We start from the raw sequence: 19,544 nt of genomic DNA on the forward strand, positions 1-19,544 counted from the left end.
AAGACCCTGCGGCTTCTCGCCCTCCTGGCCTTGTGGCTGAGGACGGACAAGGCCAAGTCCGAGCGATGAGCGATCCAACCGACTCCGCCCGCCGCGGCCCCTGGGACCTTCCCGTCAACCCGGTTCCCTCTTCGCCACCCCCTGCGGACCGGCCCCCGGTCCAGCCCGATCTGGTCAAGGGCCAGCATCCGGCCTGGGCCCTGATCTCGACGGCGTTGCTCGGCGGATTCATCTGGTGGATCAGCGGCAGCTGGGTCATCGCCGTGGCAGCGATCTTCGGCCTGCTGGTGCATGAATATGGGCATGTCCTGGCCATGAACCGGCTAGGGATGGGCCCGGCCAAAATCTATATCATTCCCTTCCTGGGCGGCGTCGCACGCGGCCAGCGCATGCCCGTCAGTGAGTGGGACGGGGTGCTGGTGTCCCTGGCCGGACCGGCCTTTGGCATATTGGCGGCCATCCCCTTCTTTGCCCTGGGGGCCTATACCGCCCAGGCGGAATGGTTCGTGGGCGCGGCGGCGATCGCGGCGATCAATCTGATCAACCTGGCCCCCGCGCCGCCTCTGGATGGGTCAAAGGCCCTGGGGCCCGTGCTGGCCCGGATTCATCCGATGGTCGAGATGGCGGTCATGGTGCTCATCGGCCTGGCGGTCGTGGCCTGGGGCGTGATGAACGGCAGCTATATCTTCGCGGTCTTTCTTGCCCTGGCCCTGATCGGACACCTGCGGCGCGGCACATGGCGGCCGGAAGGGCGGCAGCTGACCTGGCGCGAGGCGGGCATGAGTGTCGGCCTGTTCCTGGTCACCGCCATCTTGTGCGCCGGCGTCGGCGTCGCGGCCCTGGCGCCTCTGACCGACGGTTCGGTCGGCGGGGCGCTGGAGATCGGCGGACGCTATTTCGGTATCGGTCGATGACGGCTCCGATCATTCATGACGGGCCGCTGATCATTGGCGGCGGACTGGCGGGCCTGTCGGCGGCGCTGGAGGCGGGGCCCCGGCCGACGCTGGTCGTGACCCCCATGCCCCTGCTTCAGGCCTGTTCCTCCGCCTGGGCGCAGGGCGGGGTGGCCGCAGCCCTTGGCGATGACGACAGCGCCGCCCTGCACGCCAAGGACACGGCCCTGGCCGGCGCGGGGCTGGTGGAGCCCTTGGCCACCCGAACCCTGACCGACGACGGGCGCGAGACGGTCGAGTGGCTGGCCGGTCTGGGTGCCCCGTTCGATCGTGCCCAGGGCGGCGGCTTTGCCGTCAGCCTGGAGGCCGCCCATTCGCGCCCGCGCGTCGCCCGCGTCGGCGGTGACGGTGCGGGCCGGGCCATCCTGTCGGCTCTGGTCGCGGCGGTGCGTGCCGCCCCTCATGTCACGGTATGGGAGGACGGACGGCTTTGCGGCCTGATCCAGGACGCCTCGGGCCGGGTGCGCGGGGCCCTGATCGAGCGGTCGGGCGGACGCCGGGTTCAGGTTCTGGCGGCCTCGGTGGTGCTGGCCACGGGCGGGGCCGGCGGCCTTTATGCCCAGACCACCACCCCCGCCGCCCTGCTGGGCGAGGGTCTGGCCCTGGCCTGGCTGGCCGGTGCCGAAATCCTGGATCCCGAGTTCGTCCAGTTCCATCCCACGGCCATGGACGTCGGGCTGGACCCCATGCCCCTGGCGACCGAGGCGTTGCGGGGCGAGGGCGCGCGCCTGATCGACCGGGACGGCGGTTTCCTGCTGGGGCCAGCGGACGATGCGGACCTGGCACCGCGCGATGTGGTGGCCCGTGCCGTCCATGCCGCCAGGGCCAAGGGCCGCGGAGCCTATCTGGATGCGCGATCGGCCATTGGCGAGGCCTTTCCGCACGAGTTTCCGGCGGTGTTCGCCGCCTGTATGCGGGCGGGCCTGGACCCTCGCGAGACGCCGATCCCCGTTGCGGCGGCGGCCCACTATCACATGGGGGGTATTGCGGCGTCGCCCGATGGGCGCACCAGCCTGCCCGGCCTGTTTGCCGTGGGCGAGTGCGCGGCGACCGGGGTGCATGGCGCCAATCGCCTGGCCTCCAACTCCCTGCTGGAAGCGGCCGCCTTCGGACGACGCACGGGCCGGGCGGCGGCAGCCGAGGCAGGCGGGCTGACCCCGGTCCTGTCGATCGTAAGCGGTGCCACCCTTGAGGATGCGGACCTGCAGACGCTGCGCCATGCCATGAGCGACCATGTCGGCGTGGTGCGCGATGCCGAAGGTCTGGCCAGGGCCCTGGCCATCATCACCGAACTGGAAGCCCATAGTGCCGGGGCCCTGCCGTTGATTACCGCCCGGTTGATCGCCCAGGCGGCGCTGGATCGTCAGGAGAGCCGCGGCGGACACTACCGAAGCGACTGGCCGGACCTGTCAGCCGCGCCCCGCCACACCCGTATCCGGCGCGCTCCGGCCAAGTTGATTGCCGCCGAATGAAGGATGCCTCAATGACCTCCCGCCTGCCTGAGATCCTGATTGAGCCGGTCGTTCGCATGGCGCTGGCCGAGGATCTGGGCCGCGCAGGGGATGTGACCGCTGCGGCCTGTATCCCGGCCGATGCCCGGTTGCGTGCCGCCTTCGCCGCGCGCAAGCCCGGAGTGCTGGCCGGCATCGACATCGTCCGGTGCGCCGTGCTGGCCATGGATCCGAAGGCGTCGATCGACCTGAAGCTGGCGGACGGCGCAACCTTTGCCGCGGGTGCGGTCCTGGCCGAGGTCGAAGCCGATGCCCGGGCCTTCCTGGCGGCAGAGCGGACCGCACTGAACCTGCTGGGGCGCCTGTGCGGCATCGCGACCCTGACCCATGCCTATGTCGAGGCAGTGGCGGGGACGCGGGCACGGATCGCCGACACGCGCAAGACGACCCCGGGGCTGCGTGCGCTGGAGAAGCATGCCGTACGCTGTGGCGGCGGGGTCAACCATCGCTTTGGCCTGGATGACGCCATCCTGATCAAGGACAACCATGTCGCCGTCTGCGGCGGGGTGGGCGAGGCGATCCGCCGGGCGCGGGCCGCTGCGGGCCATCTGATGAAGGTCGAAGTAGAGGTCGACGGCCTGGATCAGCTGGACGAGGCCCTGATTGAGGGCCCCGACGTCGTCATGCTGGACAACTTCACCCTGCCCATGCTGCGCGAGGCGGTGGCCCGGGCCAAGGTGAATCCGTTCGGGCGGCCGGTGCTGGAAGCTTCGGGCGGCGTCACCCTGGATACGGTGGCGGCGATCGCGGCCACGGGCGTGGATGTGATTTCGGTCGGGGCCCTGACCCATTCGGCGCCGGCTCTGGATCTCGGCCTCGACGCCCTGATCGGCTGATCGTCGTTATGGAACAGGCGTGAATCCAGGGGCTTATCGGGGCGAAGGACGCCCCATGACTGATCTGACCTGCGAAAACCGAAGCTTCGACACCACCAACATGACCGCCCAGGCCTTATCGCTGGCCGGGCCGGATCGGGGCGATGCCCTTTACGCAGACCCGCTTCAGGTCACGGGCTACAGGAAGGGAAGGCCGGATTTCGGTCGGCTGAACCGCAATCTGACGGCGCAGATGCAGGTTCACCAGCGCTGAGTTCGATCAGGTAACCGGGGCCGGTTCCGTTGTGATCGCAGGTGCCGGTGCCGGCGCTGCAGTGGTAGGGGTCGACGCCGAGGGGGCGGGGCTGGCCGAGGTTTCCCCCACCCCGAGACCTTCCTGGGCCAGGACCCAGCTATAGGCGACGGCCTGTCCCGCCTGACGGACAGGCACGGTCGGATCCAGGCTGGCCTGCATGATCTGCGGCGGTTCGCTCGACGAGGCGCGCGGCTGGTAGGCAAAGGCGCTGCTGGAGCCCGAACGGCCCCCAAAGCGATAGAAGACGTGATCGCCGACCTGGCCCACCTGAATCAGTGAGGACCGCCATCGGGGGGAGACGCCCGTGGTGTGGAAGTGGGTCGCATTGCCGACCCGAGAATAGACAGTGCCCGACAAGGCCTGAGAGGCGACGTCACGGGCCCGGTTCCACGCGGCCCGATTGATGGGCGCGCGCATGGATCCGTCACAGGTGAAGCTGAACTGGCAGCCGGTGCGTCGTCCGGCCCCCTGGAAGACGACGCTGCAGACCGTCTTGGGGAAGGCCGGGTGCCGGGCGCGGTTCAGAACGACCTGGGCCACGGCGCGCATGCCGTCGCGACCCTCGCCGCGGGCCTCGTAATAGACGGCCTGGGTCAGGCACTCCAGGTCACGCGAGGCGTCCAGGGCGTTGTCCAGGCGGAAGGGCCGCGCGGCCGGATGGGCTGCCCCCAGGCTGACCTGACGAAGGTTGGAATCGGGCGTGCCGCGCAGACGTTCCAGTCGGGCGGTCATCAGTTCCGCCTGCCGGTCGCGCTGCGACGGACCTGCAACGGTGTAGGGATCATGCCGACGCGCGATGGCCAGGGCGCTGGCATCCATGCCGCCCGCAGCCGCCGACAGGGCCTCTTCCGTAAAGCCGGCGGAGGCCGCCCCCTCGATCCGTTCCGCCTGAGCACGCACCGTGGTGGCCTTGGCGACCGTTCCGCCCAGATAGGCGCAGCCGATGGCCAGGCCGACCAGCCCGCCGAATGCCGCCGCCGCCGCTGCGGGGCGGATCTTTGCGGTACGATCGGCATGGGTAGCCACGCGCGAGGGCGAAGGGGTCGACAAAGGCCTGATCCTGATCCGCAGGGCGCAATGCCGCCCCTTAAATATCGTCTTGAACACCTGCGGATCGGGCCCGCAGGGCAGTCAAAGAGACCGACGATCGGCGAACAGCCGGACGTCGGGGACGCGCCTTAAGCCACCCATTTGTGGCCTCAATGTGTTTGATTCGCAAGATCGGTGTGCAGCGCAGCAATTTGTCGCGAAGTCGGATCGTCCGGCAAGACAATATGAGTCTTCATGGCTCGGGCGGCTATGACTTGATGCGCTATACTGTATTGCTTCTCACCGCTTCTACATTGGCCGTGGGCGGGCCTGCTTGGTGGTGGCTCTATCCTGGTTGTTCGATTGCATTCGCGATCCATCGCGAAGCTGTCCAAACCCTTGGTGTGCCGGGTCCGGAACGCAGCGGCACTCTTGGCGTTATCGGCAGGTAATTCTGGAGAGAAGCCATGACCCGCACCCTTATCGCCCTGACCTTCGCCGCCTCTGCCCTGGCCCTGGGAGCCTGTGGCTCGACCATGGAGCAACGGGCCGCGACCGGTGCTGTGGCTGGTGCCGTTGTGGCTGGCCCGGTCGGTGCCGCCGTAGGGGGTGCCGCGGGTGCCGCCGTCTCGCGGACCCAAGGCGAAGACTGATCTCTGAAGCCAGAGCTTCTGACGGCCAGACGGCGCAGCATCGCTTCATGCTGCGCCGTCGACACGTGCGCCAAACAGGCTCCAGGTCTGCCCGGCCTTGATCTGTGGCCCTGTTTTCGCGTAGCCACCCGCCCGGAGCGGGCGTCTGGCCCCTCATTCGCGGTAAGCCCGCACCAAAAGGACGACCGACCCTCGCATGCGAGATCTGAAACAGACCGGCTTTGCCGACAGACTGTCCGCCCAGGCCGAAGCCAAGAAGGCTCTCCTGGCCAAGTTCAAGCCCAAGCCCGCTGCCCCGGACCCCGAGTTCGATCTGCTGGCCGCCAAGCGGGCCGCCGAAAAGGAAGCCATCCGTCAGCAGCATGAGGCGGCCAAGGCCGCTTTGCGTCGCGAAAAAGAAGTCGTGCAGCAACAGGTCGTAGAGGCCAAGCGCATGACCGAAGAAGAGCAGGAAGAAGCTCGCCGTAACGAACGCCGTGAGCGCAAGGCTGCGGTCAAGGCCGAGCAGCGCGCTCGGCGCGCCGACAAGAAGGCGCAGCGCGGACGCTGATCGCGCGGTCTAGCCGACCACCTCGTGGATGATCGCCTTCAGCGCCTCTGCCGAATAGGGTTTGCGCAGGAAGGGCCAGGGTGCGTCGGCCAGGGCCTCGTCCACATCGTCTCCGGCATAGCCTGAGGCCAGGATGATCTGCATCGCTGGCCAGGTCTGGGCACAGTGCTTGCCCAGCTCGATGCCGGTCATGCCGCCGGGCATGACGATGTCGCTGAGCATGACGTCGAACTGAGCCTCGGCCAGGACAGCCAGGGCATGAGGCGCGTTTTCGGCCGCCGTCACCTGCATGCCCATGGCCTCCAGCAACTCGATGGCAACGGCAGCGACACCGGCGTCGTCTTCGACGAGCAGCAGGCGCTTGCCCACGACCGAGCCCCGCGGCACGGCCACGGGCGGCGCTTCCGGCTTGGCCACGTCGTCCGAAAGTGGCGGCAGATAAAGCCGGATCTCGGTCCCCTTGCCAAAGGTGGAGGTGACGGCGGCTCCACCGCCGCTCTGGTGGGTAAAGCCGTGAACCTGGCTCAGCCCCAATCCCGTGCCCTTGCCGACCGGCTTGGTCGTGAAGAAGGGTTCAAACACCCGGTCGATGACATCGGGCGGCATGCCGCCGCCATTGTCGGTGACCGTCACACAAACATAGGTACCGGCTGCCAGGCCAGGCACGTCACCGGCTTCGACGTCGCAGCTCTGGGTCTGGATCTCCACCCGGCCGCGATCGCCCAGGGCATCACGCGCATTTACGATCAGATTGAGCAGGGCGGCCTCGAACTGGGCCGGATCGACATTGACCCTGGCCCCCCCTCGCCGAAGCTTCAGCTTCATGTCGACAGCATCGCCGACGGCCCGCCGCAGCAGTGGCTCGCTCTCGCGGATCAGGGCATTCAGATCCACCGGCTCGGGCCGCAGGGCCTGTCGCCGGGAGAAGGCCAGAAGCTGGTGCGTCAGCCGCTCTCCGCGCCGCGCTGCCGACAGGGCCGCCTCTCCCAGCTTCTGCCGTTTGGCCGCGTCATTGGGCGATCTCAGGATGATATCCAGAGCCCCGATCACCACGGTCAGCAGATTGTTGAAATCGTGCGCGACGCCCCCCGTCAGCCGTCCGACCGCCTCCATCCGCTGCGCATGCATCAGGTCGGCCTCAGCCTTGGCCTTCTCTGCCAGGGCCTCACCCACGCGGTCCTCCAGCAGTTCATTGATTCGCATCAGGTCCTGTTCGGCCTTTTTGGGTTCGGTGATGTCAAAGGCCACCCCCACAAAGCCGGCCACCGTGCCATCGGGCGAGAGGCGCGGCCGCGAGAAGGACCGAAGCCACCGGTAGCTGCCGTCATGGCGCAGATAGCGGGCCTCCATCGAGAAGGGGCGGCCTGTCGCCTCGCCGGCGACCGACTCGGCCAGGATGCGCGCCTGATCTTCAGGGTGGATGGCCGCGCGCCAGTCGGCGGTGAGGGCCTCCTCATAGGAGCTGCCATAATAGGCGACATAGGCCTCGTTGACGAAGGCCCGCGTCCGATCGGCGTGGGTGACCCAGATCAGAACCGGGGCCGTATCCGCGATGGCGCGGAAGCGTTGCTCGCTCTCGCGCACCTCCGCCTCGGCGCGCGCGCGCTCCAGTTCGGCCCATGTCCGCGCCGCGACGTCCTTGAACAGGGTCACATCGTCATCGGGCCACTCGCGTGCCTCTGACGCATGGGCGAATAGCAAGGCCCTCAGGGCACCGCCCTGCATCAGGGGCACGCTGAGGCGCGCCCTCACGCCGTGGGCCTCATACATCGGCCCGGAATGCCGGTCGTTCTCCTGATGAATGTCGCTCGTGCGGATCGCGATGCCGTTCTTCAAATCTCGGGCCTGCGCTTCGCCATGTTCGGACAGGCGCCAGGCCCCATCCAGCGGCTTCAGACCCTCGCGCGCCCAGGCCTGGCGCACCCAGACCGTCTCGCCGTCGGCCTGAGCCTCTGCAAAGCCCACGCGATCCACGCCCAGTTTCTCACCCAAGGCCCGGCTGACGTGGCCGATGATGTCGTCGGGGGCGGCCAGCCCTCGCAGTTCGTCCGACAGTCGCAGAAGAAAACCCTGGCGGCGCTGCTGACGCTCCAGCCGCTCAAGTGCCTCGTGTGCCTCGGTCACGTCGAAGGACATCCCGACATAACCCAGGAACTCACCGTCCCCGTCGAAGCGCGGATTGACCGAAACGCGCATCCAGCGCCATGCGCCATCGGCGCGCATGAACCGGCATTCGAAGCCGTAGGGCAGGCGTTCCTCGCGCGGGGCCTGTGCCACGCCGACAGCGGCGACGTCGTCGGGATGAATGGCCTGCTTCCAGACATGGCCGAGGATGTTTTCGGCCGCCTGGCCATAAAAGACTTCCAGGGCCTTGTTGACGAACTCGACCTCACCGGCCGCATTGGTCAGCCAGACGGGCGAGGGGGCGGTGTCGGCCATCAGCCGGAACCGTGCTTCGCTCTCGCGGACTGCGGCCTCGGCGTGGCGCTGTTCGGTGACGTCGGTATTGGCCCCGACCATGCCCAGAAAGGCCCCGTCAGGTCCCAGTCGGGGTTGAGCCTCGGTCGCCAGAATCCGCCATTCGCCATCGTGCCGACGATAGCGGCCCTCGATGACCAGGGGCGTGCGTTTCGTCAGGGCGTTCATGCTGGCCTTGAACACCCGGTCGCGATCTTCGGGGTGGATGGCATCCAGCCAGGGCTTCAGGTTCAGCACATTGAGGGGCCTGTTGCCCCAGAACTGCCGGAAGGCCGCGTTCAGATAGACCCGGCCCTTGGCGTCGGCGGTCCACAACATGACCGGGGCCGCATCGCTGATGTCCCGGAACCGCGTCTCGCTTTCGTCGATGCGATGCTCCGACCGCTGCAAGTCCAGCAGGCGCGCTTCGGCCAGTCTGAGCGAGCTTCTGAGCGAGCCGGCAACCAAGGTCATCAGGACGGCGACCGCCGCGAACACGATCCCGCCTGTGGTGAGCCCGATCTGATCGAGACTTGCACCGGAGGCTTGAGCGACGATCATTCCGTTGCCGAGGATGCCGATGACCGTTACGGCCAGGCCTCCGCGACGGCCAACCCAAAGCGCAGCAAGCACCACCGAAGGGATGAGGATCACATAAGCGGGCAGACTGCCCATGACGGGACCGAGCGCGAGCCGGGTGGCCAATCCGCCAAGGGCGCAACCGAAGATGATCGCAAGGGTCCGCCAGAGGCCCGGCGGAGGCGACAGCGCAATGCTTCTGAAGAAGGCGTCAGCGCCCATGCAATCCCCGTCCAGCGTCATCGCCGACCAGCGCCTTGCTTGATGTCACGATCGGCGTCTTGTCAAACGTGGCCATATGCGACGATACGCCCTTGGCTGAGGGGCGGCGGCTTCCTAACTCCCGGATGCGGCGACATCGCCGCCGCCATTCCTGCCTGAAGAGAGACCTTTCATGACCGCCAGCATCGATACCGGCTTGACACAGGGCGAACGCAGCGGCGTGGCTCAGCAGCTGACCAAGGTGCTGGCCGACAGCTATGCCGTCTATCTGAAGACCCACGGCTATCACTGGAACGTGCGCGGGCCGGAGTTCTTCAGCTATCACAATCTTCTGGAGCTTCAGTACCGCGAGATCTGGGCGGCGCTGGACGATATCGCCGAACGCATTCGTGCGCTCGGTGAGCTGGTGCCTCAAGGCGGCTCGGCCTTTGCCAATCTGACGTCCATCAAGGACGGCGATCCTGAAAAGGACGCTCCGGAGATGCTGAAGGAGCTGATGCGCGACCACGAGACCGTCATCGCCACCGCCCGCGCGGCGCTGGATGAGGCGGATGAAGCCGGTGACGAGGCCAGCGTCGATCTGATGACCCAGCGCCTGGCCGCCCATGAAAAGGCAGCCTGGATGCTTCGCTCCAGCCTGGGATCGCGCTGATCCGGAGAGAGAACGGCGTCATTCGCCTGAATGTCGCCGCCAACCTCGTGCAAGAAGACTGATACGAGGTGCGCGAGCACCGTCATCCGGACACCAGATGCGCGTCATCGACTGGACAGTCATGAAGGCTCAGGCCCGGCGGTTCGCCGCCGGTGTCCCCGCCGCCATGGCCGCTTTCGGTGTCGCGCTGGCCGCCAGTTCAACGCCGCGTCCGGACGTCGACCGGCGCGCAGAAGTGCTGGCGCGGACGACCCAGGGCGATTTGGGACCGGGCGGGCTGCGGGCCCTGACCGCGCGTTATGATCCGGCACTGCTGTCGCTCGCCGGACGGTTCGATCCCGGTTCTGTGCGTCCGAGCCTTCTGGGCCTGACTCCGGGCTGGGAAAGTCTGTCTCTGGCCGGAAAGCCCACACTGGATGGCGCGCCCCAGGGGCTGGATGCCCAGCGCATCAATGCCGCCATGCCGGTGGACAGCGGGGTTCTGCGCCCTGCCAAGCCCTTTGTCTTCCGCCCGCGCACGGCCGACGACCGTCGTCGCGCCCTGCGCTGCCTGACCCAGGCCATCTATTACGAGGCGGCGCTGGAGCCGACCGAGGGTCAGGAGGCGGTTGCTCAGGTCGTGCTGAACAGGGTGCGCGACCCCAACTATCCGGACACCATCTGCGGGGTGGTGTTCCAGGGGGCGGAGCGCGTGACCGGCTGCCAGTTCAGCTTCACCTGCGACGGATCCCTGGCGCAGGGTCCGGTCGCCTGGGCCTGGGACCGCGCGCGGATCGTGGCCGAGCGGGCCCTGGCCGGCCATGTGGCGGTGCGTGTGGGAACCGCGACCCATTACCACGCCGATTATGTTCACCCCTGGTGGGCCCCCACGCTGAACAAGATCACCCAGATCGGGGCGCACATCTTCTATCGCTGGAAGGGTGTCTACGGAGAGACGGCCGCCTTCCGCCAGGCCTATTCGGGTCGCGAGCCCGTGATCGACGAGGCCAGGTTCGCCCGGCCACGGATCGTGACGGCGGCGTCCGCAGCCCCGGACGAGGCCGATGCGGCCCTGGCTCAGGCCGCAGCCAATGGCGGCAGTGCGGTGCGTACCGTCGAGATCGATGGCCGCACCCGCGTGGTAGGGGTGACCAGCCTGGGCGGCCGGCGCCAGCCCACACCCGAGGAAGTTGCCGAGATCAACCGCAATCTGGCCGCCTATGAGGCCCCCCGGCCGGTGGTCTCACCGTCCGCCCCGCCCCCCGGGGTGACGACAATGGACGTCGAGGAAGTGGGTCGTCCCGGCGGCTGACGCGGTAACGGCAAGGGGCGTTGCAACGGCTGTGGTTCGGATGCATTTCATGTCGTCCACCGCGCCCCAAGGCGCCCCACCCAGGCTTGAGCGTGTCTGCTGAAAGTCCCCCATTCGATGAACAGGCACGGCTTGCCGCGCTCTATGATTTCGACATTCTGGATTCCGGGCGGGAACGCGCCTTTGACGATCTGGCGGCTTTGATCGCCAGCATCTGCGATGCGCCGATTGCGGTCATCAATCTGATCGCTGCGGACCGACAGTGGTTCAAGGCAGAGGTGGGCCTGGGTGTCGATGAGACTCCGTTGGAGACCTCCTTCTGTCGGCATGCCTTGTTGCAGAACGATCACCTGATCGTTCGCGACACGACCGAGGACCCTCGGTTCAACTGCAACCCCCTGGTCCTCGCCGATGGCGGCATCCGTTTCTATGCCGGGGTCCTGTTGAAGACGGATGAGGGGCTGCCCCTGGGGACGCTGTGTGTGCTGGACACGCGCCCGAGGCCGGACGGACTGACGCCTCTGCAGATGCAGGCGCTGGAAACCCTGTCGCGGCAGACCATGGACCTGATGAAGCTGCGCCGGGCCGTGAAGGCAGAGCGCCGATCAGCCGAGGTGCTGGCAGCCACGGCCAGCAAACTGTCCGACAGCGAGGCCCGGTTCCGTGTGATCGCCGACTCCATGCCCCAGATGGTGTGGTCGACGCTGCCCGACGGGTTCCACGACTATTACAATGCCCGCTGGTACGAGTTTACCGGGACGCCTGTTGGCAGCACGGACGGCGAGGGCTGGGCCGGCATGTTCCATCCGGAGGACCAGGCGCGTGCCTGGGCTCGCTGGACTCATTCGCTCAAGACCGGTGAGCTTTATGAGATCGAATATCGTCTGCGTCGCCACGACGGCATCTATCGCTGGACTCTGGGCCGCGCCGCTCCGATCCGCGATGAAGATGGCCGCATTATCCGCTGGTTCGGCACCTGCACGGACATCGACGATCTGAAGAAGATTGACGAGGCCAAGGAGCTATTGAGCCAGGAACTGAGCCATCGGATCAAGAACATCTTCGCCGTCATCTCGGCCCTTGTGGCTTTGTCGGCGCGGCAGTTTCCCGAGGCCAAGGGCTTTGCCAAGTCACTACGCACCCGGATTAACGCTCTGGCACAGGCGCACGAATTCGTGCGTCCCCATTCGGAAGTGTCAAAGCCGCACATCGGCAACACCACCCTGCACGATTTTCTGGCCGCCTTGTTCAAGGCCTATGCCGGGTCGGACGGTGCGCCGCGGGTCGTGATCAGCGGAGACAACGCCGTATTCGACGATCAGGCCGCTACGTCGGTGGCTCTGCTGTTCCACGAGATGGCCACCAACGCGTCCAAGTACGGGGCGCTGTCGAACGATCAGGGCTACATCACGCTGGACACCCGGGCCGAGGGCGACCGATTCATCCTGGTGTGGACCGAACACGATGGACCGCCCATCCATGAGCCGCCCACGCGCGCCGGCTTCGGGTCGTCACTGGCCACGCTTTCGGTCGAAGGACAATTGGGCGGACGCCTGGAACGACAATGGCTTGAGGGCGGTTTGCGTGTCGTGGCCGATCTGCCGGCCACCGCTTTGTCCCGCCGCCGGGCGGCACAGAATGTCGCATAGGCGGGATGGCCTGAAACCTGCAACGCCATCGCACGTTGGGTTGGGCCGTTCCTGAATGGAGCGGCGTTCGACGAGAGGACAAGACTGAGACGGTTATGACTGCGCGTATCCTGATCATTGAGGACGAGGCTCTGGTGGCCATGGAACTCCGCTTCGTGCTGGAGGACCTGGGGCATGAGGTCATCGGCACAGCAGCGGACGCTGCGACCGCACGCAACCTCGTGGCCGAGAATGAGGTGGATCTGGCCCTGGTCGACATTCACCTGTCCGATGGTCCGACCGGCATCGGGTTGGGGCGCGAACTGGGTCAGGATCGCGGCGTCAGCGTTCTGTTCATGACCGCCAATCCGGGGATGGTCCGGGACGGCGTAGCCGGAACGATCGGTGTCCTGTCCAAGCCGACCGACGAACGCGCGGTGCAGACGGCCGTCGACTATGCCCTCAGGCGTCGCCAGGGCCGTCCGGTCGAATTTGCACCGCCCGAGCTACAGCTGTTCGGCTGAAGGCAACCTACCAGGCGCCGATCTTTTCAGCCTCGTGGTGACTGATGGGCTGTCCCTGGGCCGCATGATCCTTTTCGGCCAGGAAGCGCACCGCCTCCAGGGCTGCCATACAGCCCATCCCCGCTGCGGTGACCGCCTGGCGATAGACGTCGTCGGTCACGTCGCCGGCGGCGTAGACGCCTTCGATCTCGGTCTGGGTCGTGCCGGGCTTGACCACCAGATAGCCTCCGGCCTTGGTTGCCAGCTGGTCCTTGAACAGTTCTGACGAGGGCGCATGGCCAATCGCGATGAAGACCCCGTCGGCCGCGACTTCGCGGGTCGAACCGTCCTGAACGTGTTTCAGCCGGGCACCCGTGACGTTCGAGCCACCGTTCTCGGTCACGCCCAGGATCTCATCGACGACGTGGTTCCACACGACCTCCACCTTGGGATGGGCGAACAGCCGGTCCTGAAGGATCTTCTCGGCGCGGAACTCGTCCTTGCGGTGGACCACTGTAACCTTCGAGGCGAAGTTGGTCAGGAACAGCGCTTCCTCGACGGCGGTGTTACCACCCCCGACCACGATGACCTCCTTGCCGCGATAGAAGAAGCCGTCACAGGTGGCACAGGCACTGACGCCGAAGCCCTGATATTTGGCCTCGCTTTCCAGACCCAGCCACTTGGCCTGGGCCCCGGTGGAAATGATGACCGTCTCGGCCAGCATCTCGGCCCCCGAGTCCAGCTTCAGGTGGAACGGCCGGCGGGACAGGTCAGCCGAGACGACGATGTCGTGAATGATCTCGGTCCCGACGTGCTCGGCCTGTTTCTGCATCTGCTCCATCAGCCAGGGCCCCTGGATGACGTCGGCGAAGCCGGGATAGTTCTCCACGTCGGTGGTGATGGTCAGCTGCCCGCCCGGCTGCAATCCGGCGATGATGACAGGCTTCAGCAGGGCGCGCGCGGCATAGATGGCGGCGGTCCAGCCGGCGGGACCCGAGCCGATGATGGCGACGCGGACGGTACGGATGTCGGAGGAGGGCGTGGTCATGCCCCTATTTAGGCGCTGATTCCGCTGTGCGCGATGCTAGGATTGCGGACATTCACAGACGAAACGGACGATTTGGTCATGCAGCAGCGCAGTTTCATCGGAGTCGGCCTGGCGGTCGGCGTCGCGATCGGGGCGGGACTGGGCCTGGCGATGGGGAATCTGCCGATCGGCCTGGCCATCGGACTGGCGGTCGGCGTTCTGGTCGGGGTGTTGGCGGACATGGGTGACAAGCGACGGTCGTCGCGGCGCAGCGAGGGGGGCGACGGTGCCTATGTCTCTGACGCCGGTGCTCATGGCGGGGACCGCGGCAAGAGCATCGCCGATCAGGACGGCAGCGATGGTGGGGCCGACGGAGGCGGTGACGGCGGTGGCGGCGGCGACTAGGCCCGCGGGCTGACGAACCGCTCGACGATCGCCCTGGCTGCACGGTCGGTTTCAGCCAGCGGCTCGTAGGTCCAGGGAGTCAATGAGCCGTCGAAAGGCCGCGCCGCGCCGCGATCGCGCAGGTCAGCATGCAGCCGCGCGAACTTGCCCGCCGACTTGCGGGCCACCATGGGCAGAATGTGGACAGGCTTTCCGGTCGAGGCGGCCTCGGCGGCCATATTCGCGCTGTCCTCGGTCACCAGGATGTGGTCGGCGGTGCCCAGGAAGGCGAAATAGGGATTGGGGCCGGTCTCATCCCAGATCACCGCTTTCAGCCCGCTCAGCCGTTCCGTCATGGCGGCACGTGCCTCCGGCGGTGTTCGACGTGAAAACGTCAGCATCAGCGAGCCCCCGGCGGTGTCGACCGCGGCCGCGATCAGTTCCGCCAGCGATCGGGCGTGGTCAACTGTCAGGTCGTGACTGCGAGACCGACCGCCGATCAGGACCGCCACCCGCGGATGGGGCAGGGCATCGATCGCTCCGGCGAAGGGAGGCATGGCTTCGGCCAGCCGCTCGGGCGTGATCCGGTGGGGAGAGCCGGTGATGGGCAGGACGTTTTTGCCCTGCACGCCGTCGTGGCGGGGGGCGACCACCATGTCGAAATCGGCGGTGCGCCAGCGGGGGTCCTGGGTCTGGATCACCCGTGTCCGGCCCCCTGAGAGGACCTTGGCCCACAGGCCCAAAGGCAGGGTCGCGCGCCCCGTGCCGATCCACAGGTCAGGCCAGGGCGTGTCCTCAGCAGGGAAAGGGCTGTCCGCCGCCGGGTCCAGCATGGCGCGGGTCTTCAACGCCGACGGCAGCCGGTCAAACAGGGGCCGCCAGCGCACGCGCCTCACCTCGATACGGGCGGGCACCAGACGCGCCACGGCCTCGGCCAGACCGAGGGCCTGATTTTCCATGCCGATGCGGCCGTCGGAGACGACCTGAATCAGGAGCGGGGGCTTATCGGCCCCTATTTCCACTCGACCTTGAGGATTTCATAGGCCTTGACGCCGCCGGGGGTGTTCACCTCGACCACATCGCCGACCTCCTTGGAAATCAGAGCCCGGGCGATCGGCGACGCGACTGAGATTTTGCCCTGTTTCACATCGGCTTCGTGCTCGCCGACGATCTGATAGCAGCCCTCTTCCTCGGTATCCTCGTCCACCATCGTGACCGTGGCCCCGAACTTGACGCGGTCGCCCGACAATTTGGAGACGTCGATGACCTGGGCGCGCGAAATCTTGTCCTCGATTTCGGCGATCTGGCCCTCGATCCAACCCTGGCGTTCCTTGGCCGCGTGATACTCGGCGTTTTCGCTGAGGTCGCCATGGGCGCGCGCTTCAGAGATAGCCGCGATCACCGCCGGCCTTTCGACCGACTTGAGTTGCTTCAACTGATCGTCGAGGGCGCGATAGCCCCCGGCCGTCATCGGCACTTTTTCCATGTATCGTGAATTTCTTATGCCGCCCGAAGGGAAGGACCTGAACGCTGTACGATGGTCGCTGGGCGTGGGCGACCGGGCGGAGAGGCTAGGCCATCAGGCCGTCGAACTCAAGCGGGGTGTCGCCGCTGACGGCGGTGAACCTGTTTGACCAGGCTCCAGGCCAGCCAGGCTACGGCTGCCAACCCCGCAAGCATGAAGGCGCCGGACACAAGGGCGATCCCCGCCACGACGAAAGCCAGGACGAAGGCGATGATGGCCGCAATGGCGGCGGTGATCTGGAGGGTTCTCAGGCGCATAGGCGGTTAACGCCGACAATCGCCGGAGGTTGCGATCACGCGTAGGCGTAGGGTCCGCCGCGTTCCAGGGCGCGCTGATAGGCGGGGCGGGCATGGATGGCCGCGAGGAAAGCCTCGATCCGGGGCCGCCCGTCATAGGGGGCCCGGCTGCGTCCGGCCTCCAGCGGAAAGCTCATCATGATGTCGGCAGCTGAGAACTGGTCGCCCGCGAACCAGGCGGATTTGCTCAGTTCAGCCTCCCAATAGGCGACGTGGGCGGCGATCTGAGGGTCGATGAAGCCCTCCTGCGCCTTGTTCGACACGGCATTGACGATCGGCTTGACCAGGCCGGGGGCCCGTTTCGGAAGCTGACCGAACACCAGCTTCAGCAGCAGAGGCGTCATGGCCGAGCCCTCGGCGTAATGCAGCCAATAGGTATAGCGACGGGCCTCAGCCGTGCCCGGCGTGGGACGAAGCCGCCCCTCACCATGCGTGTCCAGCAGATATTCGACGATGGCCCCTGTTTCGGCCACGCGCACCTCACCGTCATCGACGACGGGGGACTTCCCGAGGGGGTGGATGGCCCGAAGCTCGGCCGGTGCGAGCATGGTCTTGGCGTCCCGCTCATAGCGTTTCACCTGATAGTCCAGTCCCAACTCCTCAAGCAGCCACAGCACGCGCTGGGAACGGGAGTTGTTCAGATGGTGGACAGTGATCATGGCGCGGCCTCTTCATCGGGCCGATCGACCCGGATGTGTCGAAGCCACGCCTAGCCTGACCCGGCCAAGCCGTCCACACGCACTTCAGACCCGGCGACCGCTCCACCGTTTGGCCGGACCGCCCTTCGGCGCCGATTTGCCCCGAACCGGACGTTTGGACGCCTGCCGCTGCTGCCACAGTTGCAGGGCCAGGGTGGCCAGGGCCAGCTTTCCCGCATGACGGCCCGCCATCCGGCGTCCGCCCCGGCTCAGAAGCAGGCCGCCGAGAACGGTGGCGATCTTGGGAATGGGCATGTCTGATCTCCTTTTGAGCGAACCAAACGCCAGGGATGCGATCCGGTTTCGGGCGTGCGGCGATTGAACCGCCGCGCAGATTGGCTCAATCCAGGGGCATGACCCGAACCGAACCCTCGCTGACCTCGCTCGCCCACGGTGGAGGCTGCGGCTGCAAATTGTCGCCGGGCGTGCTGCGCGACATCCTGAAGGATATGCCCCAGGGTGCGATGTTCGCCGACCTGATGGTGGGGAACGAGACCAGCGACGATGCCGCCGTCTGGCGTCTGAACGACACCCAGGCCCTGGTGGCCACGACCGACTTCTTCATGCCGGTGGTCGATGATCCGTTCCACTTCGGCCAGATCGCGGCGACCAACGCCCTGTCCGACGTCTATGCCATGGGTGGCACGCCGATCCTGGCCCTGGCCCTGGTCGGCATGCCGATCAACGTCCTGTCGTCCGAGACGATCGGCCGGATCCTGCAGGGTGGGGCCTCGGTCTGCGCTGCCGCCGGCATTCCGGTGGCGGGCGGGCACTCGATCGATAGCGTCGAGCCGATTTATGGACTGGTGGCTCTGGGGCTGGTCCACCCGGATCATATTCTGACGAACGCCGGGGCCCGTCCGGGCGACCGGCTGGTGCTGACCAAGCCGCTGGGTGTCGGCATTCTGAGCGCCGCGCTCAAACAGGGACGTCTGGACGAGGCGGGCTATGCCACCCTGGTCGCCTCCACGACCCGGCTGAACCGGTTCGGAGCGCGACTGGCCGGGCGGGGCGGGGTCCACGCCGTCACCGACGTGACCGGCTTCGGCCTTCTGGGGCATGCGCTGGAGATGGCCAGGGGAGCGGGCGTGACGGTAGAGTTGAGTGCCGATCCGCCTGTGTTGCCGGGCGTGCGGGCGCTGTTGGAGGCGGGGCTTCGCACCGGGGCGTCGGGCCGCCACTGGGCCGCCTATGGCCAGGATGTGCTGGGCTTGGACGAAGGCGAGCTCCGGACCCTGATGACCGATCCCCAGACCTCAGGCGGGCTTCTGATCGCGGTGGCAGAGGGCGAACTGGCCGAGCTTCAGGCGGCTGCCCGGGCCGAAGGCGTCGACGCGGTCGTCGTCGGCCGTGTGGTGGAGGGACCGGCCCAGGTCCGCGTCCGTCCCTCGTGATCCGGCGCACGACCGATCTGCGTCCGGCGGCCCGCGCCGCCTTTGACGCCATCATCGATGTGCGCAGCCCGTCCGAGTACGCCCTCGATCACATCCCGGGCGCGATCAACCTGCCGGTCCTGAATGACGAGCAGCGCGCCCTGGTCGGTACGGAATATGTCCAGGGCTCCAAGTTTCTGGCCCGGCGCATGGGGGCGGCCCTGGTGGCGCGAAACATCGCCGGACATCTGGAGGGCGCGCTGAAGGAGCGGGACGGATCGTTCCGCCCCCTGGTCTATTGCTGGCGCGGCGGCCAGCGGTCCGGGGCCATGGTCACGGTCATGGATCAGGTCGGCTGGCCAGTGACGGTGCTGGAGGGCGGCTATCAGACCTGGAGGCGCAGGGTGTCGAACGCCCTTTACGACACGCCTCTGCCGCTGCAGCTGGTGCTGCTGTCGGGGCCGACGGGTTGCGGTAAGACGGCGATCCTGAACCGGCTGGCCGACCATGGCGTGCAGTCGCTGGACCTGGAGGGCCTGGCCGGGCATCGCGGCTCCCTGTTCGGGGCGATGCCTCAGGGACAGCCTTCGCAACGCGGTTTCGAGACGGCCCTGCTGGCAGCGATCGAGGCGCTCGATCCGACCCGCCCGGTGGTGGTGGAGGCTGAATCCAGCCGGATCGGGGTGCGCGCGCTGCCGCCCCGGTTTTGGACCGCCATGGGGACCGCGCCCGTGATCGAGATGACCGCCCCCCTTTCTGATCGGGCTCGCCATATCGTTCAGACCTATGTCGAGATTGCCGCCGACCCCGATCGCCTCGATCAGGCCCTGACGCGCCTGCCTCGGCATCATGCCAAGACGACGATCGCGCGTTGGCGTGACCTGGCTTCGGCCGGTGAGATCGAGACCCTGGCGACCCAGTTGATGCAGGACCATTACGACCCCGCCTATCGCCGGTCGAAGGGTGACCGGGCGGTGCTGGCCACGCTGAATCTGTCCGGACTGTCCCCGGACGACCTGTCCGACGCCGCCGCACACATCGCGCGGGTGTTGCCGTCCACCGCCGCAGTTTAGACAAGACCC

The 19,544-nt window shown here is 67.1% G+C and carries 21 protein-coding genes; 13 read left to right on the top strand and 8 right to left on the bottom strand.

The window, feature by feature from the left end; genetic code table 11:
• Positions 1–65 precede the first annotated feature (65 nt).
• Genes JIP62_RS10685 through JIP62_RS10700 form a run of 4 tightly spaced genes read left to right on the top strand, consistent with a single transcriptional unit; the run spans position 66 to position 3,553 of the window.
• Positions 66–914 (top strand): metalloprotease, encoded by an 849-nt coding sequence (locus JIP62_RS10685; RefSeq protein ID WP_201102172.1) that lies wholly within the window; start codon positions 66–68, stop codon positions 912–914.
• Positions 911–2,425, top strand: a complete 1,515-nt coding sequence (locus tag JIP62_RS10690) for an L-aspartate oxidase (RefSeq protein ID WP_201102173.1) — start codon at positions 911–913, stop codon at positions 2,423–2,425. Before JIP62_RS10685 ends, JIP62_RS10690 begins: the two co-directional genes overlap by 4 nt.
• Positions 2,426–2,436: 11 nt before the next feature.
• Positions 2,437–3,300: a carboxylating nicotinate-nucleotide diphosphorylase gene (gene nadC / locus JIP62_RS10695; RefSeq protein ID WP_201102174.1), complete on the top strand. Its 864-nt coding sequence runs from the start codon at positions 2,437–2,439 to the stop codon at positions 3,298–3,300.
• Between the two features lie 55 nt (positions 3,301–3,355).
• Positions 3,356–3,553 (top strand): hypothetical protein, encoded by a 198-nt coding sequence (locus tag JIP62_RS10700; protein ID WP_201102175.1) that lies wholly within the window; start codon positions 3,356–3,358, stop codon positions 3,551–3,553.
• A gap of 6 nt (positions 3,554–3,559) precedes the next feature.
• Here JIP62_RS10700 and JIP62_RS10705 read toward each other — a convergent pair whose 3' ends face one another.
• Positions 3,560–4,645 carry a cell wall hydrolase gene (locus JIP62_RS10705; RefSeq protein WP_230974733.1) on the bottom strand — a complete coding sequence of 362 codons (1,086 nt, stop codon included), beginning with the start codon at positions 4,643–4,645 and terminating at the stop codon, positions 3,560–3,562.
• A gap of 446 nt (positions 4,646–5,091) precedes the next feature.
• Between JIP62_RS10705 and JIP62_RS10710 the strand changes: the two genes are divergently transcribed.
• Positions 5,092–5,277 (top strand): hypothetical protein, encoded by a 186-nt coding sequence (locus tag JIP62_RS10710; RefSeq protein ID WP_201102176.1) that lies wholly within the window; start codon positions 5,092–5,094, stop codon positions 5,275–5,277.
• Between the two features lie 196 nt (positions 5,278–5,473).
• The gene (locus tag JIP62_RS10715; protein ID WP_201102177.1) at positions 5,474–5,827 is read left to right on the top strand and encodes a DUF6481 family protein; all 354 of its coding nucleotides are present in this window, start codon (positions 5,474–5,476) and stop codon (positions 5,825–5,827) included.
• A 9-nt stretch (positions 5,828–5,836) separates the two neighbouring features.
• Here JIP62_RS10715 and JIP62_RS10720 read toward each other — a convergent pair whose 3' ends face one another.
• Positions 5,837–9,085, bottom strand: a complete 3,249-nt coding sequence (locus JIP62_RS10720) for a PAS domain S-box protein (RefSeq protein ID WP_201102178.1) — start codon at positions 9,083–9,085, stop codon at positions 5,837–5,839.
• Positions 9,086–9,257: 172 nt separating this feature from the next.
• On the opposite strand from JIP62_RS10720, the gene JIP62_RS10725 reads away from it, so the two are divergent.
• The 4 genes from JIP62_RS10725 (at position 9,258) to JIP62_RS10740 (ending at position 13,180) form a co-directional block, all read left to right on the top strand.
• Positions 9,258–9,737 carry a Dps family protein gene (locus JIP62_RS10725; protein WP_201102179.1) on the top strand — a complete coding sequence of 160 codons (480 nt, stop codon included), beginning with the start codon at positions 9,258–9,260 and terminating at the stop codon, positions 9,735–9,737.
• Between the two features lie 97 nt (positions 9,738–9,834).
• Positions 9,835–11,028, top strand: coding sequence for a cell wall hydrolase (locus JIP62_RS10730; RefSeq protein WP_201102180.1), 1,194 nt, complete (start codon positions 9,835–9,837; stop codon positions 11,026–11,028).
• Positions 11,029–11,120: 92 nt separating this feature from the next.
• Positions 11,121–12,677, top strand: coding sequence for a sensor histidine kinase (locus tag JIP62_RS10735; protein WP_201104710.1), 1,557 nt, complete (start codon positions 11,121–11,123; stop codon positions 12,675–12,677).
• A gap of 95 nt (positions 12,678–12,772) precedes the next feature.
• A complete protein-coding gene (locus JIP62_RS10740; RefSeq protein ID WP_201102181.1) occupies positions 12,773–13,180 on the top strand; it encodes a response regulator in 408 nt (135 codons plus the stop codon).
• A 7-nt stretch (positions 13,181–13,187) separates the two neighbouring features.
• Here JIP62_RS10740 and trxB read toward each other — a convergent pair whose 3' ends face one another.
• Complete coding sequence (gene trxB, locus JIP62_RS10745; RefSeq protein WP_201102182.1) at positions 13,188–14,207, bottom strand: thioredoxin-disulfide reductase; 1,020 nt, start codon at positions 14,205–14,207, stop codon at positions 13,188–13,190.
• 78 nt (positions 14,208–14,285) lie between these two features.
• Between trxB and JIP62_RS10750 the strand changes: the two genes are divergently transcribed.
• Positions 14,286–14,591 carry a hypothetical protein gene (locus JIP62_RS10750; protein ID WP_201102183.1) on the top strand — a complete coding sequence of 102 codons (306 nt, stop codon included), beginning with the start codon at positions 14,286–14,288 and terminating at the stop codon, positions 14,589–14,591.
• Here the strand turns inward: JIP62_RS10750 and JIP62_RS10755 are convergent.
• The 5 genes from JIP62_RS10755 to JIP62_RS10775 all read right to left on the bottom strand — a co-directional run bounded on the left by JIP62_RS10755 (position 14,588) and on the right by JIP62_RS10775 (position 17,344).
• Positions 14,588–15,529, bottom strand: a complete 942-nt coding sequence (locus JIP62_RS10755; RefSeq protein ID WP_201102184.1) for a mitochondrial fission ELM1 family protein — start codon at positions 15,527–15,529, stop codon at positions 14,588–14,590. The two genes, JIP62_RS10750 and JIP62_RS10755, sit on opposite strands and share 4 nt — an antisense overlap.
• 53 nt (positions 15,530–15,582) lie before the next feature.
• Positions 15,583–16,056: a transcription elongation factor GreA gene (gene greA / locus JIP62_RS10760; protein WP_201102185.1), complete on the bottom strand. Its 474-nt coding sequence runs from the start codon at positions 16,054–16,056 to the stop codon at positions 15,583–15,585.
• A 107-nt stretch (positions 16,057–16,163) separates the two neighbouring features.
• Positions 16,164–16,352, bottom strand: coding sequence for a hypothetical protein (locus JIP62_RS10765; RefSeq protein WP_201102186.1), 189 nt, complete (start codon positions 16,350–16,352; stop codon positions 16,164–16,166).
• Positions 16,353–16,387: 35 nt separating this feature from the next.
• Positions 16,388–17,050 (bottom strand): glutathione S-transferase, encoded by a 663-nt coding sequence (locus JIP62_RS10770; RefSeq protein WP_201102187.1) that lies wholly within the window; start codon positions 17,048–17,050, stop codon positions 16,388–16,390.
• An 84-nt stretch (positions 17,051–17,134) separates the two neighbouring features.
• Positions 17,135–17,344, bottom strand: a complete 210-nt coding sequence (locus tag JIP62_RS10775) for a cysteine protease (RefSeq protein ID WP_201102188.1) — start codon at positions 17,342–17,344, stop codon at positions 17,135–17,137.
• Between the two features lie 98 nt (positions 17,345–17,442).
• On the opposite strand from JIP62_RS10775, the gene selD reads away from it, so the two are divergent.
• Positions 17,443–18,483 carry a selenide, water dikinase SelD gene (selD, locus tag JIP62_RS10780; RefSeq protein WP_201102189.1) on the top strand — a complete coding sequence of 347 codons (1,041 nt, stop codon included), beginning with the start codon at positions 17,443–17,445 and terminating at the stop codon, positions 18,481–18,483.
• Positions 18,480–19,535, top strand: coding sequence for a tRNA 2-selenouridine(34) synthase MnmH (gene mnmH, locus JIP62_RS10785; protein ID WP_201102190.1), 1,056 nt, complete (start codon positions 18,480–18,482; stop codon positions 19,533–19,535). The genes selD and mnmH overlap by 4 nt, the downstream gene beginning before the upstream one ends.
• The last annotated feature ends 9 nt before the right edge of the window (positions 19,536–19,544 follow it).

Origin of the sequence: Brevundimonas vitisensis (genome assembly GCF_016656965.1) — a bacterium.
GTDB classification, from domain to species: Bacteria; Pseudomonadota; Alphaproteobacteria; order Caulobacterales; family Caulobacteraceae; genus Brevundimonas; species Brevundimonas vitisensis.

Bases quoted from the DNA above. Each gene is read 5' to 3' on its own strand.
- JIP62_RS10740 (WP_201102181.1), top strand. From the start codon at position 12,773: ATGACTGCGCGTATCCTGATCATTGAGGACGAGGCTCTGGTGGCCATG.
- JIP62_RS10720 (WP_201102178.1), bottom strand. From the start codon at position 9,085: ATGGGCGCTGACGCCTTCTTCAGAAGCATTGCGCTGTCGCCTCCGCCG.
- nadC (WP_201102174.1), top strand. From the start codon at position 2,437: ATGACCTCCCGCCTGCCTGAGATCCTGATTGAGCCGGTCGTTCGCATG.
- greA (WP_201102185.1), bottom strand. From the start codon at position 16,056: ATGGAAAAAGTGCCGATGACGGCCGGGGGCTATCGCGCCCTCGACGAT.
- JIP62_RS10730 (WP_201102180.1), top strand. From the start codon at position 9,835: ATGCGCGTCATCGACTGGACAGTCATGAAGGCTCAGGCCCGGCGGTTC.
- JIP62_RS10700 (WP_201102175.1), top strand. From the start codon at position 3,356: ATGACTGATCTGACCTGCGAAAACCGAAGCTTCGACACCACCAACATG.
- JIP62_RS10750 (WP_201102183.1), top strand. From the start codon at position 14,286: ATGCAGCAGCGCAGTTTCATCGGAGTCGGCCTGGCGGTCGGCGTCGCG.
- JIP62_RS10765 (WP_201102186.1), bottom strand. From the start codon at position 16,352: ATGCGCCTGAGAACCCTCCAGATCACCGCCGCCATTGCGGCCATCATC.
- JIP62_RS10755 (WP_201102184.1), bottom strand. From the start codon at position 15,529: ATGGAAAATCAGGCCCTCGGTCTGGCCGAGGCCGTGGCGCGTCTGGTG.
- JIP62_RS10690 (WP_201102173.1), top strand. From the start codon at position 911: ATGACGGCTCCGATCATTCATGACGGGCCGCTGATCATTGGCGGCGGA.
- JIP62_RS10770 (WP_201102187.1), bottom strand. From the start codon at position 17,050: ATGATCACTGTCCACCATCTGAACAACTCCCGTTCCCAGCGCGTGCTG.
- JIP62_RS10725 (WP_201102179.1), top strand. From the start codon at position 9,258: ATGACCGCCAGCATCGATACCGGCTTGACACAGGGCGAACGCAGCGGC.
- JIP62_RS10715 (WP_201102177.1), top strand. From the start codon at position 5,474: ATGCGAGATCTGAAACAGACCGGCTTTGCCGACAGACTGTCCGCCCAG.
- JIP62_RS10710 (WP_201102176.1), top strand. From the start codon at position 5,092: ATGACCCGCACCCTTATCGCCCTGACCTTCGCCGCCTCTGCCCTGGCC.
- JIP62_RS10685 (WP_201102172.1), top strand. From the start codon at position 66: ATGAGCGATCCAACCGACTCCGCCCGCCGCGGCCCCTGGGACCTTCCC.
- trxB (WP_201102182.1), bottom strand. From the start codon at position 14,207: ATGACCACGCCCTCCTCCGACATCCGTACCGTCCGCGTCGCCATCATC.
- selD (WP_201102189.1), top strand. From the start codon at position 17,443: ATGACCCGAACCGAACCCTCGCTGACCTCGCTCGCCCACGGTGGAGGC.
- JIP62_RS10775 (WP_201102188.1), bottom strand. From the start codon at position 17,344: ATGCCCATTCCCAAGATCGCCACCGTTCTCGGCGGCCTGCTTCTGAGC.